The organism is Neobacillus sp. DY30 (assembly GCF_030123065.1).
Taxonomy (GTDB): Bacteria; Bacillota; Bacilli; order Bacillales; family Cytobacillaceae; genus Neobacillus.
Genome location: NZ_CP126093.1, coordinates 326,844 through 344,490 on the forward strand (window position 1 = coordinate 326,844; position 17,647 = coordinate 344,490).

Below are 17,647 nucleotides of genomic sequence, written 5' to 3' on the forward strand. Positions count from 1 at the left end.
TTCCTTTCAACTTAAAAAACTACGCTATCATTGTGAAATGATGAACAAATTAGTCTGCTTAAATAGCAAATAGGAGGATCCTAATAAGTCGATCTTATAGAAGAAAAAATGATATGAGGGAGGTAACAAAATGACAAAAAGGACCTTCCGTAGCCGAAGTAAAAATAATAAAACCCATTTGCACCTTGAACCCGGCCAAACAGATTTTATTTTTGAAAGTGAATCTAGTAAAAGATGGAATCTGCTGATTATTTTCTTTGCTCTTCTAGCTATTCTATTCTGTCTGGTGATCTTTTTTTCTGGTTTAGGCCTTTATGCAAATCCCCAGATTCCTAAATTGGAGACAACTGAAACGGATGAATTTTCGCACATTATTCCATCTGAGACCATGACTTCCCCTCAGGTTGCATCTTTAAATACCGATATGAATAAAAAATTTCTCCAGCAGGACGTTGCCTTTAAGGATGATGTTTTTGCATTTTATGTGAACTGGGACAGCAACAGTAAGCAATCGTTAATGGGAAATATTGACACTATCGATGTTCTAATCCCGCAGTGGTTGAGTTTAAATGCTGATCTAGAACTTGAAAGTGATATTCAACCGGATATAGTAGAGCTCGCTAAGAAGAATGATGTTAAGATTGTGCCGTTAATTCACAACATACAGAATGGCAAGTGGAATCAGGAGACAGTTCATCAACTTTTAAATTCTCCTGAAGCAAAAGCGAAATTAATTCAAAAACTGCATGAAATGATAAAAAAGCAGGGCTTTGATGGAATCAATATCGATTTTGAGAATCTAAACAAGAATGACCGGGATTTATTAACCCTGTTTATAAAGGAACTATACACGGTATTTCAGGCTGACGGTCTCTCTGTTTCCATTGATGTTCCGGCTGCCAGCGAGGCGTTTGATTACAAAGAGCTGGAAAAGTACGTTGATCAGTTGATTGTGATGGCTTACGATGAGCATGTGAACAATCCAGGCACCATTGCTTCTTCATCCTGGTTTAAAAAAATTCTCGCAAAATTACCAAAGGAAAAGCTGATAGTTGCGCTTGGAAATTATGGATATGACTGGGAATGGGAAAGCCAGCAGCCTGGAGAAGTCGTTTCCTTTGATGACGTCACAAGACTGGCTGAAAAAGCCGACTTAAACATCCAATGGGATGATATGAGCCATACTCCTTATCTTAAATATATGGACAACAACAAAGTGCATGAAATATGGTTCCTAGACAGTGCAACTTTCTACAACCAATTGAAAATGTCTGCCGAGGCAGGAGCGCAGGGAATTGCACTTTGGAGGCTGGGATCGGAGGATCCATCTGTTTGGGATATTCTTAAAGGACATAAAACGGAAGAATTGCTAACTGTCAAGAATGGAGGAAATATATACAGCACTGGAGAAGGGAATATCTACCGGGCAAAAGAGAGTTGGAAAGAGGGGGAACGCAGCCTTCGGTTTGATAACGCTGGCTTTATTACAAGTGAAATCTATATTACCAACCCAGTATCCTCCGAGTTTGAACGTTTAAGCCAACCGGAAGACAAAGAGATTGTCCTTACCTTTGATGACGGGCCCGATCCTAAATATACAGAACGTATTCTAGAGATCCTGAAACAATACCAGGTTAAGGCTTCGTTCTTTGTCATTGGCGATAAAGCAATACAAAATCAGGATATTGTTGAACAAATTTATCGGGATGGCCATGAGATTGGTAATCATACGTTTTCCCATCCAAAAACAATTGGAATGTCCGATGAGGAGTTAAAGCTTGAACTCAATAGTACTCAACGCATCATTCAAGGAATTACTGGACGTACCACCTCGTTATATCGGTCTCCATATGGAGATGAAGAGGCAAAGTATATGCCATCACATTTTCAAAAATTACTGAATGTGACCCAAATGGGGTACGTCACCGTCAATTATGATATAGATTCAAAGGACTGGAAGCTGCGTGATAGCAAAGAAATTGTCGAGAATGTTTTGAGTCAGGCATCAAGCGGCGATATTATTTTACTTCACGACGGCGGCGGAGATAGGCAGGCAACCGTTGAGGCACTGCCTGAAATCATCGAACAGTTGCAGAATAAAGGATATAAATTTGTTACAGTCAGCGACCTAATGGATAAAGCTAAAAGTGATATCATGCCCTCTGTCCAAGAGGTGGAGAAACCGATTATACAAAGCTATAAAGTGATGCTGTTCAATATAGCAAACTTCAAAGAGGGTATTTCCTTTTTGCTTTACGGTGTGATGTTCATTCTAGCTCTGCGCCTTTTGCTTATAGGCAGTTTAGCTATTATACATAAGAAACATGTCAGTCATCCTGTCGGGCAGATTACACCGTTTGTAAGTGTCATTATTGCGGCCTACAATGAAGAGAAGGTCATAGGTAGAACCATCGAGTCAATCCTGAAAAGCGATTATCCTAACCTAGAAGTTATTGTAGTCGATGATGGTTCCAAAGATCAGACTTCCTTGGTTGTAAACAGTAAGTACGAAACTAATAAAAAGGTTCTTCTTTTGCAAAAGAAGAACGAGGGAAAAGCCTCTGCTATCAATCTTGGAGTTACGAAGGCAAAGGGAGATATCATTGTTGCCATTGATGCAGATACCATTATTCCTCCTGATTCGATTTCAATGCTTATTCGGCATTTTGCTGATGAGAATATTGCCGCGGTATCTGGAAATGTGAGGGTTGGGAACAGGGAAAACCTGTTAACTGCCTGGCAGCATATTGAGTATGTGACTGGATTTAATTTGGAGAAGCGCGGCTTTGCCACTCTTAATTGTGTCCCAGTCGTCCCGGGTGCTCTAGGGGCGTGGCGCAAACAAGTGGTAAAAGAGCTAGGCTATTTTACCAATGATACTCTTGCGGAAGATACTGATATGACATTGAAAATCCTCCGCCAAGGCTATAAAGTTGTGATTGATGAACGGGCCTATGCATATACGGAGGCGCCTAGAACCATTAGAGATTTCCTAAAACAGCGATTCAGGTGGACTTTTGGAATTTTACAATGTTTTTGGAAGCATAAGAAAGCCATTGGGGGAATAAAGCATAAATCACTCGGATTCATTGCCCTCCCGAATTTACTTATATTTCAATTTATTGTTCCTTTCTTTGCTCCGCTTTTAGATATATTGTTTATTTTAGGAATTCTAGCAGGTGATGTCCAAAAATCCTTATTGATTTTTACCTGTTACTTATTGGTCGATTTCCTTATTTGCTTAGTTGCTTTTAGGATGGAGAAGTTAAGCTTTAAACCGCTCATTTCTCTGTTTTTGCAAAGAATTGTCTACCGCTACTTATTACTATGGGTAACGTGGAAATCCATTTTTGCTGCACTAAAAGGAACCCGTGTTGGCTGGGGGAAATTAAAGCGGGCAGGAAATTTGACGGTAGAGCCACGATTGAAAGAAAAACAGATTATCTAGATTTCCAAGGCATTTATAATATCTACGGGGAAGGTGAAGGTCACCTTCCTTCTATTTTACTTAAACCCTGATGGTACTATTACTATTTTCATCTCAAATTACCTCCAAATCCTTTTAATCCATTTGAATATACGCTACTAAACTTAAAGGGATTTTAAGAGGGAACAAATGAGTTTCTTCGAAGGATTTGAACCGGTTAATGGCGAAGTACTTAAGCGGAGTCAATCCCTTTTTGGAATTATGAGGTGCATAAATTGGAAAAAAGAACGAGTTTAAGAGTTTACATCATGACAATAGCGGGTGCGGTATGTTGGGGGCTTATTGGTGTATTTATTACTCCATTATATAACCGCGGCTTCACGGCTTGGGACGTAGTAGCCATTCGAGGTGTTTTTACTTTTGTTATTTTGATTCTAGTTATGTCTGTATTTTATCGAGATCAGCTGCGTACTAGATTAAAAGATCATATTTTTTTCGCGTGTGCAGGAATTTTTAGTATCGCATTCTTTAATTTCTTTTATTTTGAAGTTTTTTCTCAATCGAGTTTATCTCTTGCCGTTACACTTTTATATACCGGTCCACTGTTTGTAACCATCCTGTCCCGCCTGTTTTTTAAAGAACCCCTGACAGTTCGTAAAGGCTGGGCGCTGGCTCTTGCTATTACAGGCTGTGCATTTGTTGTCGGCCTGCTGCCTCTCGGCCAAGAAGGTATACAGATGAAAACCTTGTTAATGGGGATTCTATCTGGATTTTGTTATGCATTGTACAGTATTTTCTGTAAACCTATTACGAAGCGGTATTCTGCATTGACCATTACAACTTACACTTTTTTTTATACGAGTATATTCATGTTACTTACAAGTGACATCCTAAAGAAAACCGGTCAATTTAAATATGCAGATGTTTGGATATCAGCAGTGTTGTTATCGTTGGTGGCAACGATTGCCGCTTTTGTTCTGTACACTACAGGTCTAAAGCATTTAGAAGCTAGTAAGGCTTCCATTTTAGCCACAATCGAACCCATAATTGCCGTACTATCGGGAGTACTTTTTCTAGGGGAACATCTGAATGGATGGCAGGTATTAGGAATCGCATTGGTTTTATATTCTGCCATTCTTGTCGCAGATAGCAGGGCAAAGGCGAAGAAACCTGTTGATACGATTATAAAAGAGGAAACGACAATATAATACGACTAGAACAGGAAAAATGCGTATATGATGTATTAGAAAAACTAGTTATTTCCTTTTCAACTAACAATCAATTCTTTCCACATCTCCAAAATAGAGATAGCCTTCCATCGTTTTCTAAACTGAAGGGAGGCTTTTTATTATTGTCCACTTTTTTCAACTAACGGAGCTTATGGTCTCATTTTTGTTTTAACAAGGAACGAACTTTCCATTAACTCAGTATAAATAAGGAATAGGAGTGAGATGGATGGATTTTTCAAGTGAAAATCGAAACCTGATTCTAAAGGAAATGGCACAAGAGAAATATGATGTCCTTGTTATTGGAGGGGGTATAACAGGCTGTGGAATTGCATTAGATGCAGCCACGCGTGGAATCAAGACAGCTATAGTTGAAATGCAAGACTTTGCAGCGGGTACATCAAGTAGATCAACGAAATTAGTTCATGGCGGTTTGCGTTATTTGAAACAATTTGAGGTAAAAATGGTCGCGGAAGTTGGAAAAGAAAGAGCCGTTGTTTATGAAAATGGCCCACATGTGACCAGCCCGGAGTGGATGCTCCTTCCGATTCATCAAGGAGGTACCTTTGGTAAGTTCTCTACATCTTTAGGTTTATTCGTTTATGATATTTTAGCAGGTGTTAAGAGCGGGGAGCGCCGAAAAATGTTTAGTGCTGAAGAAACACTTAAACATGAGCCTTTGCTCAAAAAGGAAGGGCTTAAAGGCGGAGGTTATTATGTGGAATATAAAACGGATGATGCACGGTTAACGATTGAGGTTATAAAAGAAGCAGTGAAGCAAGGTGCTGTTGCTGTTAATTATACAAAAGTCGAAGAGTTTATCTATGAAAATGGTAAAGTAAAAGGTGTTAAAGTTGTTGATCAAGTAACAAAGTATTCCTATGTCATTCATGCAAATAAGATTGTCAATGCTGCTGGACCTTGGGTAGATTCATTGCGTGAAAAGGATCAATCAAGAAAAGGAAAATCACTACAGTTAACAAAGGGTATTCACTTAGTAGTTGACCAAAGTCGTTTCCCTCTCAACCAAGCAATCTACTTTGATACACCAGATGGTCGAATGGTATTTGCAATACCTAGGGAAGGAAAAACCTATGTAGGTACAACAGATACGGTGTATAAGGGGGATCTTATCTATCCAAGAATGACAACTGAAGACCGTCAGTATGTAATAAATGCCATTAACTATATGTTTCCTTCATTGAATATAACGGCAAAAGATATTGAATCCAGTTGGGCAGGATTACGCCCATTAATTCATGAAGATGGAAAAAGCCCATCCGAAATTTCACGTAAGGATGAAATCTGGACATCTGATTCAGGACTTATTACGATTGCTGGCGGGAAACTTACAGGGTATCGTAAAATGGCTGAGTTAGTAGTAGATTTACTAGTAAAGAAATTTAAGGAAGAAGAAAATAGAACGTTTCCTTCATGCCTTACCAAAACATTACCGATTTCAGGCGGAGATGTTGGAGGTTCAAAGAAATTCCAAAGATTTGTAACCGAAAAGGTCAAAAAGGGAATGGCTTATGGCCTGACAAGGAAAGAAGCCGAGAAGCTTGTAACAAGGTATGGCTCGAATATCGATAAGGTGCTTGAGTATAGAAGTGGTTATGATGCTGAAAGTGATATACCGCTGTATGTATACTTACAAATTATCTATTCCATTAAACACGAAATGACTACAAAACCTATCGACTTTTTCTCCAGAAGAACAGGTACTCTGCTTTTCGATATTCATTGGGCAAAAGAGTGGAAGGGCAAAGTGGTTGATACAATGGCTTCTGTTTTAAGATGGGAGGCAGAACAGAAAGTGTTATATCAAAATGAGCTGGAAAAGCACTTAAACGATGCAAATACAGCGATTGATGAGGAAGCTGAGTAGAGGGTAAGCTGAAAATTAGTTTTTCCATTTACAGCCTATTTTGTTATGTAAAAACACCTCCGATAAATGTACTTGATGAATGCTACATTTTCGAAGGTGTTATACTTTTTAAATGGTATCTGCTTTTTTTACTATTATAATTCTTGCCCGTTTGTAGCGATCACGTTTTTATACCAGAAGAACGATTTCTTCTTACTACGCTCAAGTGTTCCACTTCCATCATCATGCTTATCAACATAGATAAATCCATAACGCTTGGACATTTCGCCTGTTGATGCACTCACTAGGTCGATACAGCCCCATGGAGTGTATCCCATTAAATCTACACCATCTTCAATGGCTTCACCCATTGCTTCGATATGGCTTCTTAAATAATCAATACGATAATCATCATTGATTGAGCCATCCTCTTCCACTTTATCATAAGCGCCAAGTCCATTTTCTACGATAAATAACGGCTTTTGGTAACGGTCATATAATTGGTTAAGAGCAATCCGAAGTCCAGTAGGGTCAATTTCCCAGCCCCAATCACTTGCGCTTAAGAATGGGTTTTTAACACCGCCAATTAGATTGCCTTGTCCGATTTCCTCTGGTGTTTTATTCTTTTTATCTGTACGTGACATATAGTAACTAAATGAAATGAAGTCAACAGTGCCTTCCTTAATAATTTCTAGGTCACCATCTTTGATTTCCAGATTAATGCCGTTTTCTTTAAAGAAACGTTTTGCAAACGCTGGATATGCTCCTCTAATCTGAACATCTCCACAATAATTGTTAAAAAGGCGCTCCTCTTGTAGGGCATGCATAATGTTTTCAGGGTTGCAATCATAGGAATATGTCGGTGCATAAATAAGCATGCAGCCGATTTGGCTTCCTGGAATAATTTCATGACCTGCTTTTACTGCAAGGGCACTTGCTACGAATTGATGGTGAAGACCTTGGAAGCTATCTTGGAGTTTAGTTTCTTCTGTCTCTGGTGAGAAACCAAGTCCAAGAAGCGGCATATGTGTTGCACCGTTGATTTCGTTAAATGTTAACCAGTATTTTACTTTGTTTTTGTAGCGGTTGAACAAGGTTGTTGCATAACGCTCGAAGAAACCGATCACTTCGCGGTTACGCCAGCCGCCATATTCTGTGATTAAATGAAGCGGAATCTCATAGTGAGAAATGGTTACAACCGGTTCAATATCATATTTTTTCAATTCATCGAATACACGGTCATAAAATGCTAATCCTTCTTCATTAGGCTGCAGCTCATCACCTTTAGGAAAAATACGGCTCCAAGCAATACTCATGCGATATGTCTTGAATCCCATTTCAGCAAAAAGAGCGATATCTTCTTTGAAACGGTGATAGAAGTCAATACCATCATGGTTCGGATAGACATATTTTTCTTTATTGATCTTAAAGTCAAAACCAGTTTCTCCAATAACCTTTAATCTTACCTTTCCACCAGGCATTACATCTGCGAGGTTCATTCCTTTGCCGCCTTCAAGATAGGCACCTTCTAATTGGTTAGCAGCTGTTGCGCCGCCCCATAAAAATCCTTCTGGAAATTGATAGGTTGATTTATTCATCTAAAATCCCTCCATTTTTTTGGTTACGCTTACGGCTTACCTAAAAAAGCAAATAAAAAAACCTAAACCACGTAATGAAGACATAATAGTCTCATAGATAACGTGATTTAGGTTTTGCCTGCATAACCAGTAACAATCCTAAAAGGTTGTTTTGTTTAATTGCGTCTACTATAACATCATTTTTTTGATCTAGCAAGGATTTTTGTAAACGGTTATTTTTTAAAAATTTATATATATATAAGAGACTTCCTGGTAATCTATAAAATTATTATTTTTTTAAAAAGAAAGCGTTGACACGTACCAAATACCCGTGATAAATTACACGTATCAAATAAAACTTAACAAAATTCCTTCGCAGGAATGTTACCTTAAGTGGGCATAACCTGATCTGATTAGAATACGACACGCTCTTTGCTATGAGTGTGTGCTGTATCTAATCAGGTCAGGTTTTTTATTTGATAAAAATTAAATTCAGATAAAAATAAAATCAAATAAAGAAGGAAGGGTCAAAAAATGAAATATGAGCAATTAGCAAAAGATATTCTCACGAATGTCGGCGGAAAAGAAAACGTTTCCAGTGTTGTTCACTGTGTTACACGCTTGCGTTTTAAGTTAAAAGATGAAAGTAAAGCAAACACAGAAGTGTTAAAGAATATGGATGGTGTTGTAACCGTCATGAAAAGCGGCGGCCAATATCAAGTTGTTATTGGTAACCATGTCCCTGACGTGTATGCCGCTGTTTTATCAGTAGGAAATCTAGGGGCTGCGAGTGAAAACAGTGATTCAAGCAGTGATGAAAAAATGAGTTTAGGTGCAAGATTTATTGACTTGATTTCAGGTGTTTTCCAGCCAATTCTTGGCGTATTGGCTGCAACTGGTATGATCAAAGGGTTTGCTGCTTTAATTTTAGCGTTAGGTTGGGTTGAAGCAACTTCAGGAACTTACCAACTAATGAACATTGCCGGAGATGGGTTATTTAACTTCTTGCCAATCTTTTTAGGATATACAGCAATGAAGAAATTTGGCGGTTCACCGTTTATTGGGATGGCGATCGCTGCAGCATTGGTACACCCAACATTAGCGACATTAACGACAGGAGAAGTTTCTAAGACGCTTTTCCAAGGTACAATCTTTGAATCGCCAATTCATATTACATTCTTAGGAATTCCTGTTATTTTGATGAGTTATGCATCAAGTGTTATTCCAATCATTCTTTCTACCTTTGTAGCGTCAAGAGTAGAAAAAGGCTTAAAGAAGATTATTCCAGATGTAGTAAAAACTTTCGTAGTTCCATTCTTTACAATTGTTATTATGGTACCGTTAACATTCTTGGCTATCGGACCAGTCTCTACATGGGCTGGCAGCTTGTTAGGTGCAGCGACTTTATGGATTTATGAATTAAGCCCAATCGTAGCAGGTTTAGTTCTAGGTGGATTCTGGCAAGTGTTTGTTATTTTCGGTCTTCATTGGGGCCTTGTTCCAATCGCTATTAACAACTTGACTACTATGGGTAACGACCCAGTTTTAGCAACAACTGTTATGGTATGTTTTGCACAAATCGGTGCAGTATTAGCAGTTATGCTAAAAACTAAAAACAAATCATTAAAATCACTTAGCGTTTCATCTTTCATTTCAGGTATTTTTGGTGTTACAGAACCAGCTATTTATGGTGTTACATTACCGCTTAAAAAACCATTTATCATGAGCTGTATTGGTGGTGCAGTCGGTGGTGGTATCATTGGTGCTACAGCAGGTAAATTATGGATGTTTGGTGGAATGGGTATATTCGTTTTCCCGGCCTTTATCAAACCAGGTTCAGGACTTGATATGAGTTTCTATGGATCGATTATTGCATTGGTTGCAGGTTTTGCAGTTGCATTTGTTTTAACGTATTTGTTTGGTGGAATTAATCAAGAGAAATCTTCAAAGACAGCAACTGAAACAACAGCAGCTTCCAAGGAAGTGGCAGTAACAAAAGCTCAACTTGAAGAAGTAGTAAGTCCATTAAATGGAGAAGTAAAGGCTTTAGCAGAAATTGAAGATGCTGCATTTTCTTCCGGTGCTCTTGGACATGGTGTAGCAATTGAGCCTAGCCAAGGCAAGTTATTTGCTCCTGTATCCGGAACGGTATCAGCATTATTCCCAACGAATCATGCGATTGGCATTACAACTGATTCTGGTGCAGACATTTTAATCCATATTGGAATGGACACCGTTCAATTAGAAGGAAAGTACTTTAAAGCACATACTACTCAAGGTGAATATGTGAAAAAGGGTCAATTACTAATTGAATTCGATATGGAGCAAATTAAAAAAGCAGGCAAGCCGTTAACAACGCCGGTCGTTGTGACGAATCATAAGGAATTTGGCTTAGTGCTGACAAATCACAAGCGTGTACAATTCGGAGATTCGTTATTTAACTTAGCAGTAAAATAATAACCCTGCAGGAGAAAGGAAAGGTTTATCTTCCTTTCTTCCTGTTGTTTAGAGAAAGGTAGGATATAATGGCATTTCCAAAAGGATTTTTATGGGGCGGCGCGATTGCTGCTAACCAAGCAGAAGGTGCATATCTAGCAGATGGAAAGGGACTCACAACGGTGGACTTGTTGCCAACAGGGAACAAACGCTGGGAGATTATGTTTGGGAATCTGCCTTCATATGAACCACTTGAAGGGGAATTTTATCCATCACACGAAGCAATCGATTTCTACCATCGTTATAAAGAGGATATTGCCCTTTTTGCCGAAATGGGTTTCAAAGCATTGCGTTTATCAATCTCATGGGCACGTATCTTTCCAAATGGTGATGACGCTGAACCGAATGAAGCGGGACTTCAATTCTATGATAACGTGTTTGATGAATTATTGAAGTGCGGGATTGAGCCAGTGGTTACGATCGCTCACTTTGACGTACCGGTTAACTTAGTGAAGAACTATGGCAGCTGGAGAAATCGGAAGTTGGTTACTTTCTTCGAAAGATATGCAACAACTCTTTTTAACAGATACAAGGACAAAGTAAAGTATTGGATGACCTTTAATGAAATCAATATGCTGCTGCATTTGCCGTTTGTTGGAGCAGGCCTTGTCTTTAAAGAGGGAGAAGATAAAAAGCAGGTAAAGTACCAAGCTGCGCATCACCAATTGGTGGCAAGTAGCTTAGCAGTTAAAATTGGCCACGAAATCAATCCTGAAATGAAAATCGGCTGTATGCTTGCAGCGGGACAAACGTATCCTTACTCATGTAACCCGGATGATGTGTTCGACGCGATGGAAAAAGACCGCGATTCGTTCTTCTTTATCGATGTTCAATCTCGCGGCCAATACCCGGGTTATGCAAAGAGATTTTTTAAGGATAATAACCTAACGATTGAAATGGATGATCAGGATGAAGAACTTTTAAAGAATCACACGGTAGATTACATCGGGTTCAGCTATTATGCGAGCCGAACAACCAGTACGGATCCAGAAATCAATAAGACGACCGCAGGCAATGTATTTGGTTCAATAGAAAATCCTTACCTTGAAAAGTCTGAGTGGGGTTGGACGATTGACCCGAAGGGCTTCCGTATTACGGCAAATCAGTTATATGACCGCTATCAAAAACCTCTTTTCGTTGTTGAAAATGGCCTAGGTGCGGTCGACATTCCAACGGATGATGGACAGGTTAACGACGATTACCGTATTGAGTACTTACGAAAGCACATGGCAGAAATGTCCGAAGCGATTGAAGACGGAGTTGAAATTATCGGCTATACTAGCTGGGGTCCCATCGACCTTGTTAGTGCTTCTACTGGGGAAATGAAAAAGCGCTATGGCTACATTTATGTGGACAAGGATAATGAAGGAAATGGAACGCTCAAACGTTTAAATAAGAAGAGCTTCAACTGGTATCAGGATGTCATTGCTTCGAATGGGGAAAGACTATAGTATATAATGAAGGAAAGCTCGTATGTGGCTTTCCTTCTTTTGAATTATTCCGATCACACTTCTATAAAAAAAGTATAAATACGATATTTGAACATAAAGGTGATCCAATGAAAATAGCCAAAGTATATAATAACAATGTCATCAGCGCATTTAATGAGAAAAACCAAGAGTTAGTGGTCATGGGAAGAGGTCTTGCTTTTCAAAAAAAGCCAGGAGATTTTGTTGACGAAGAAAAAATTGAAAAGACCTTTGTTTTAAAAAATAATGATCTATCAGAAAGATTCAAAACTCTTTTATATGAAGTGCCTATGGAATACATGGAAGTGACAGAGGGTATTATCCAACTTGCCAGAAGCAGGTTAGGCAGAAAGCTTAACGACAGCATTTATGTCTCATTAACGGATCATATTCACTTTGCTGTAGATCGGCACAACAAAGGCTACGATATAAAAAATGCTTTATTATGGGAGATCAAAAGGTTTTATAAGGATGAGTTTTCAATTGGGATGGAGGCACTCAAAATAGTTGAGGAGAAAATAGGTGTCCTCTTGCCGGAAGATGAAGCTGGTTTTATTGCTATGCACATTGTTAACTCAGGATTGAATGAGGAAATGCCAAATGTCGCTAATATTACGAGAGTCATGCAAGATATCCTAAACATAGTAAAATACCATTATAAAATCAGCTTTGATGAGGAGTCCTTGAATTATTTCCGATTTGTGACACACTTGAAATTTTTCGCACAGAGACTATACAGTAAGAACTATATAGAAGACGATGACCCATTCCTGTATGAGTCCTTTAAGCAAAAGCATAAAGAGGCAATAGAATGTGCAGAAAAAATCAATGATTATATCCAGAATCAATTTGACTATAGTCTCACGAATAATGAAAAATTATACTTGGCTATCCATATACAGAGAGTGGTAAATCGTTAGAAAAGGCCTTTCAACAGTTTTTAAGCTGGTGGAAGGCCTTTTTTATAAGCCTGTGTTAAGCTAATTGTTGATTTTGCACCCTGTTGATTGGCGCGGAAGGTAGTGCCGATAAGCCAAGTCTCCATATCCCCCTCCCTAGAACCCCAGCACGTAGTTTTTGAATATTTCGTTTCTTTTTACAGGAATTTCCGAAGAAAAATAGAATACGTGAGATATAATGTTCTATATCAATAGAACAATTGAGGAGGATATAATGTGGCACGTGAACAAATGAATCCAATAATAGAAAAAATTCTTTTAAACATTGAAAAAGTTATGATTGGAAAAAGGAACGTCGCTGAACTCAGCCTGATTGCCTTGTTAGCCGAAGGTCATGTGCTGCTAGAAGATGTTCCTGGTGTCGGGAAAACCATGATGGTCCGTGCTCTCGCAAAATCTGTAAATGCTAACTTCCGCAGGATTCAGTTTACTCCCGACTTACTCCCATCTGATGTAACGGGAATATCGATTTATAACCCGAAGGAAATGGAATTTCAATTCCGCCCGGGACCGTTGATGGGGAACATTATTCTCGCGGATGAAATTAACCGAACTTCACCAAAGACCCAGTCAGCACTGCTTGAGGGAATGGAAGAGGCAAGTGTTACGATAGACGGCGTTACCCATCGACTGCAAAAGCCATTCTTTGTAATGGCGACACAAAATCCAATTGAGTATGAAGGTACGTATCCGCTGCCAGAAGCACAGCTGGATCGCTTCTTGTTGAAAATGAAAATGGGTTACCCCGAAGTGGATGAAGAGATTGAAGTTTTAAATCGAGCACAAAAAATCCCTCCAATTGAAGACCTCCATCCAGTGATTGACCTAGAGGGATTAATCGCTTTGCAGAAGGAAATCAAAGAAGTCTATGTGGACCCAACGATTAAGCGCTATATCGTTGATATTGTTAACCTTACCAGAAAATTTGCCGGAGTGTACCTTGGCGCCAGTCCAAGGGGTTCGATTGCCCTCATGAAAACGGCGCAGGCATATGCCTTTATGTATGGCCGGGACTACATCCTTCCCGACGATATTCAATACCTAGCTCCGTTCGTTCTATCACATCGGATTATTTTGAAATCAGAAGCAAAATTTGAAGGGATTTCGGCAGAAGAAATTGTCAACCGAATCATTGCTAGAATTCCTGTTCCAATTCAAAGGCTTGTGAGGTAATGATGAAAAAGGTATGGATTCCATTCAAAAAAGTATGGAAGTTTGTCGTTTTACTAATTTTGATTCTGCTTACCTTTTCTTATGCTATGTTTCAAGGAGGATTTGTAAGTTGGTTTTTATTTTATAGCTTTCTGCCGTTTGCCCTTTATTGTGTCGGCTTATCCTTTTACTCTTTGAAAGAGCTGGAAATAACTCGACACATACCCAAAAATGATTACAGTGCCGGTGAAGCGCTAAAGGTTACGGTAAATGTAAAGCGAAACTCGTTTTTTCCAATATTTTATCTGCTCATTGAGGATGATTTAGAAGAATCGCTAAAGCATTCCCCGCAGAAAAAGAAAGCAAAGGCATTAGTGTTGCCGGGTTTTAGGAAGCAATTTTCCTATGAATATGTCATTGACGAACTTCCACGGGGAGAACATTTTTTTCATGGTTTTATCGTCAAAACCGGTGATATTCTTGGTTTAGTCGAGAAAGAAAAATCGCAGACAAACGAAAGTAAAATTATTGTCTACCCAGCTTATACAGAAATACTGTACCGCCCTTTTGAAACCCACTTTGATCAAGGCATGACAGCGTCAAGGGAACGGGTACAGCGTGATACTACATTGGCAATCGGTGTCCGGGACTACCAGCCCGGTGATCGATTTTCATGGATAAACTGGAAGGCCTCTGCTAAACGTAATGAAATTATGACAAAGGAATTTGAACAGCGTCAATCTCATGATGTGTTTGTAGTGATGGATTGTGTAGCTGATAAGCATTTTGAAGTTATCGTTTCCTTTACGGCTTCTTTATTACGTGCCGTTCTGAAGAAAGGAGCACAAATAGGGCTCTTAACTATAAGTCGAGATAGAGCATCGTTTCCTATAAGGGGCGGGGAAAATCAACTGCACGAGCTGTTCTACCATTTAGCAAAGATAGAAGCTGCGAGCCCTTCCTCATTTGAAAAAGTGTTAGAGACCGAGGGGATGTTTACCCAGCAAACAGTATCCTTCTTACTTGTATCGGCTCAATTATCGAAGCCTTTAATAGAGAAGGCTGGCTTCCTAGGACAAAGAAAAGGAAAGATTACGCTATTTCTTATAAAAGGAGAAAAGGAGTACCCTACACAACAGGAAAGATCTTTAATTGCCCTGGCAAACGCACGAAATGTACGGATAGTAATGGTTCATGAAGGGCATTTTGATTCAGCCTTTTCGGAGGTGAATGTGCGATGAAAAGAGATTTTCAATCTTTTCTACTGTACATGTTTGGTTTTTTGCTTTTATGGGAATGGCTCCGTCCCATCGAGCAATTAACTACTACTGATCATGTTGAAATGTTTGTCATCTTTATTCTGTTATCCTTTACACTAGCCTTTCTTAGAATGAAGTGGATTTGGCAGATGATCATTAAGGTGTGGTTTATCGCCTTTTCAATTAATATGTTTCATTATGGGGAAGGCTTTTATCAATTTAGTTGGTTATCTTCTTTTACTAATGACTTAACCACTAATGTTACTATGATTGTCTCTCGCAATTGGTTAGGGTTGACCAATGAATTTAGATCATTTTTGTTGTTTATCCTCCTTTGGTTAATGGTGTACTTAGTCCGCTATTGGCTTTTGAACCGAAAAAGAATTTTCATTTTCTTCTTTATGACTCTGATTTATATAACCGTTTTAGATACATTTACATTATATAGTGCAAAAACGTCCATTATCCGGACTGTTGTAGTCGGTTTTGCAGTGATGGGAATGTTAACTTATTACCGGATTCTTGTTAAGGAAAATGTTAATAGTAATTCTATTGCTGCGCGAAAATGGATGAGACCATTAGTTTTAATGATTGCTTTTAGTGTAATTATTGGCATTATTGCTCCAAAATTTGCACCAATATGGCCGGATCCCGTTCCATACCTTAAGGCTGCCAGTAATAAAGGCGGGGAAGAGGGGCCGGGCAATGGGATTGCTAAAGTGGGTTACGGTACAGATGATTCCCGTCTAGGGGGTCCTTTTATTGGGGATGATAGTATCGTATTTCGGAGCGAAGCAGAAGAAAAGAATTATTGGAAGGTAGAAACGAAGGACCATTATACAGGTAAAGGCTGGATCCCTTCAGAATTGAATCCGTACCGAATAGGAGGAGAGGATTTAATACCTGTTTCTCCTATCCCTGCAACTGTTGAAACCCGGGATGAGAGTGCCTCCTTATTTATGTTTATGGATTATGATCACCTCATTTATCCCGCTGGTATCCAAAGGGTACAATTTCAACGTAATTATATTTTAGAGATTGAGGCAACAAAGGAAAAAATCTCAATATTAAACGGCTTCGACTCTTCTCCAGTCGCTCCTGATTCCTATTCAGTGGAGTATAAGGTACCGGAATATCGGGCATCTGAACTAAGGGAAACAACAACGGCAGATCAAGGACAGATAGACGCAGAATTTCTCGCAAGATATACGCAATTGCCTGAAAATATTCCTAAACGGGTGAGAGAGCTGGCTCAGAGTATAACGGAAAAAGAAACAAACTGGTTTGATAAAGCAAGAGCTGTGGAGCGTCATTTTGGCGATTCGGGCTTCACCTACAGTCAAAGTGATGTAGCCGTTCCGGGAGAAGATGATGATTACGTTGACCAATTTCTATTTGACACCAAAATAGGGTATTGTGATAATTTTTCCACTTCCATGGCGGTTATGCTCCGATCGATTGGAATTCCAACACGCTGGGTAAAAGGTTATACGGGCGGGAAGTTTCTAGAATATAGCGAAGAACATTCTTCAAAACAGATTTATGAAATTACCAATAATAATGCCCATTCCTGGGTTGAAGTCTATTTTCCTAACCAAGGATGGGTTCCATTTGAACCAACAAAGGGATTCAGCAATAGTGTTTCAATTGATTTTACAAATGATGATGGAACAACTCCTGCAGCCGAAACTACTGCTCCTCCAGCACCAAAGCCGCAGCAGAATGCAGAGGAAAATAGCGGCAGTTCCCAGAAAACAGAAACAACTTTTTCATTTAATGGTTTCTGGCTTAACCTAGAATCAGTTTTCCGCAAAAACTGGAAATTAGTGCTATTTGTGGTTGTGGTAATTATTGGTGCTGCAGGTCTAATGTATAGATTACGAGGAAAGTGGATCCCGCGTTTATATTTGCTTCAGTTCCGATTAAGAAAAAAAGATGAAAATATCGGTAAAGCATATCTTATCCTTTTAGATCAATTAGAGCGTTATGGCTTAAAGCGTAATCAGAATCAAACATTGAGAAGTTATGCCCGATACATCGACACCTTCTTTGCCTCTAGAGAGATGTCTAAGCTGACGGATAGATATGAGCAATATCTATACCATCAAAAACTCACTGAGGGAAGTTGGAAGGATTCACGTGAATTATGGGAAAATTTAATTAAAAAGACAATTGCTTGACCGATAAAACAACCTATTGTTACAATAAGGCGTAA

General features: G+C 39.1%; 10 protein-coding genes. 9 read left to right on the plus strand and 1 reads right to left on the minus strand.

Annotated elements, in window-relative coordinates:
- Window positions 1-130: 130 nt before the first annotated feature.
- The 3 genes from QNH29_RS01715 (at window position 131) to QNH29_RS01725 (ending at window position 6,541) form a co-directional block, all read left to right on the plus strand.
- Window positions 131-3,448 carry a trifunctional glycoside hydrolase family 18/polysaccharide deacetylase/glycosyltransferase family 2 protein gene (locus tag QNH29_RS01715; protein WP_283863157.1) on the plus strand — a complete coding sequence of 1,106 codons (3,318 nt, stop codon included), beginning with the start codon at window positions 131-133 and terminating at the stop codon, window positions 3,446-3,448.
- Window positions 3,449-3,702: 254 nt separating this feature from the next.
- Window positions 3,703-4,635 (plus strand): DMT family transporter, encoded by a 933-nt coding sequence (locus QNH29_RS01720; protein WP_283863158.1) that lies wholly within the window; start codon window positions 3,703-3,705, stop codon window positions 4,633-4,635.
- Between the two features lie 247 nt (window positions 4,636-4,882).
- Complete coding sequence (locus QNH29_RS01725) at window positions 4,883-6,541, plus strand: glycerol-3-phosphate dehydrogenase/oxidase (RefSeq protein WP_283863159.1); 1,659 nt, start codon at window positions 4,883-4,885, stop codon at window positions 6,539-6,541.
- Window positions 6,542-6,675: 134 nt separating this feature from the next.
- On the opposite strand, the gene QNH29_RS01730 is transcribed toward QNH29_RS01725, so the two are convergent.
- The gene (locus QNH29_RS01730; protein ID WP_283863160.1) at window positions 6,676-8,118 is read right to left on the minus strand and encodes a glycoside hydrolase family 1 protein; all 1,443 of its coding nucleotides are present in this window, start codon (window positions 8,116-8,118) and stop codon (window positions 6,676-6,678) included.
- Between the two features lie 513 nt (window positions 8,119-8,631).
- Here QNH29_RS01730 and QNH29_RS01735 point away from each other — a divergent pair.
- From QNH29_RS01735 to QNH29_RS01760, 6 genes are all read left to right on the plus strand, one after another.
- Window positions 8,632-10,554: a beta-glucoside-specific PTS transporter subunit IIABC gene (locus QNH29_RS01735; protein ID WP_283863161.1), complete on the plus strand. Its 1,923-nt coding sequence runs from the start codon at window positions 8,632-8,634 to the stop codon at window positions 10,552-10,554.
- Between the two features lie 68 nt (window positions 10,555-10,622).
- Complete coding sequence (locus QNH29_RS01740; protein ID WP_283863162.1) at window positions 10,623-12,044, plus strand: 6-phospho-beta-glucosidase; 1,422 nt, start codon at window positions 10,623-10,625, stop codon at window positions 12,042-12,044.
- 107 nt (window positions 12,045-12,151) lie between these two features.
- Window positions 12,152-12,982 carry a BglG family transcription antiterminator LicT gene (licT, locus tag QNH29_RS01745; protein WP_283863163.1) on the plus strand — a complete coding sequence of 277 codons (831 nt, stop codon included), beginning with the start codon at window positions 12,152-12,154 and terminating at the stop codon, window positions 12,980-12,982.
- A gap of 270 nt (window positions 12,983-13,252) precedes the next feature.
- Window positions 13,253-14,194, plus strand: a complete 942-nt coding sequence (locus QNH29_RS01750) for an AAA family ATPase (protein ID WP_481858809.1) — start codon at window positions 13,253-13,255, stop codon at window positions 14,192-14,194.
- Window positions 14,194-15,414, plus strand: coding sequence for a DUF58 domain-containing protein (locus QNH29_RS01755; RefSeq protein WP_349654879.1), 1,221 nt, complete (start codon window positions 14,194-14,196; stop codon window positions 15,412-15,414). Before QNH29_RS01750 ends, QNH29_RS01755 begins: the two co-directional genes overlap by 1 nt.
- A complete protein-coding gene (locus QNH29_RS01760) occupies window positions 15,411-17,612 on the plus strand; it encodes a transglutaminase TgpA family protein (RefSeq protein WP_283863165.1) in 2,202 nt (733 codons plus the stop codon). Before QNH29_RS01755 ends, QNH29_RS01760 begins: the two co-directional genes overlap by 4 nt.
- The last annotated feature ends 35 nt before the right edge of the window (window positions 17,613-17,647 follow it).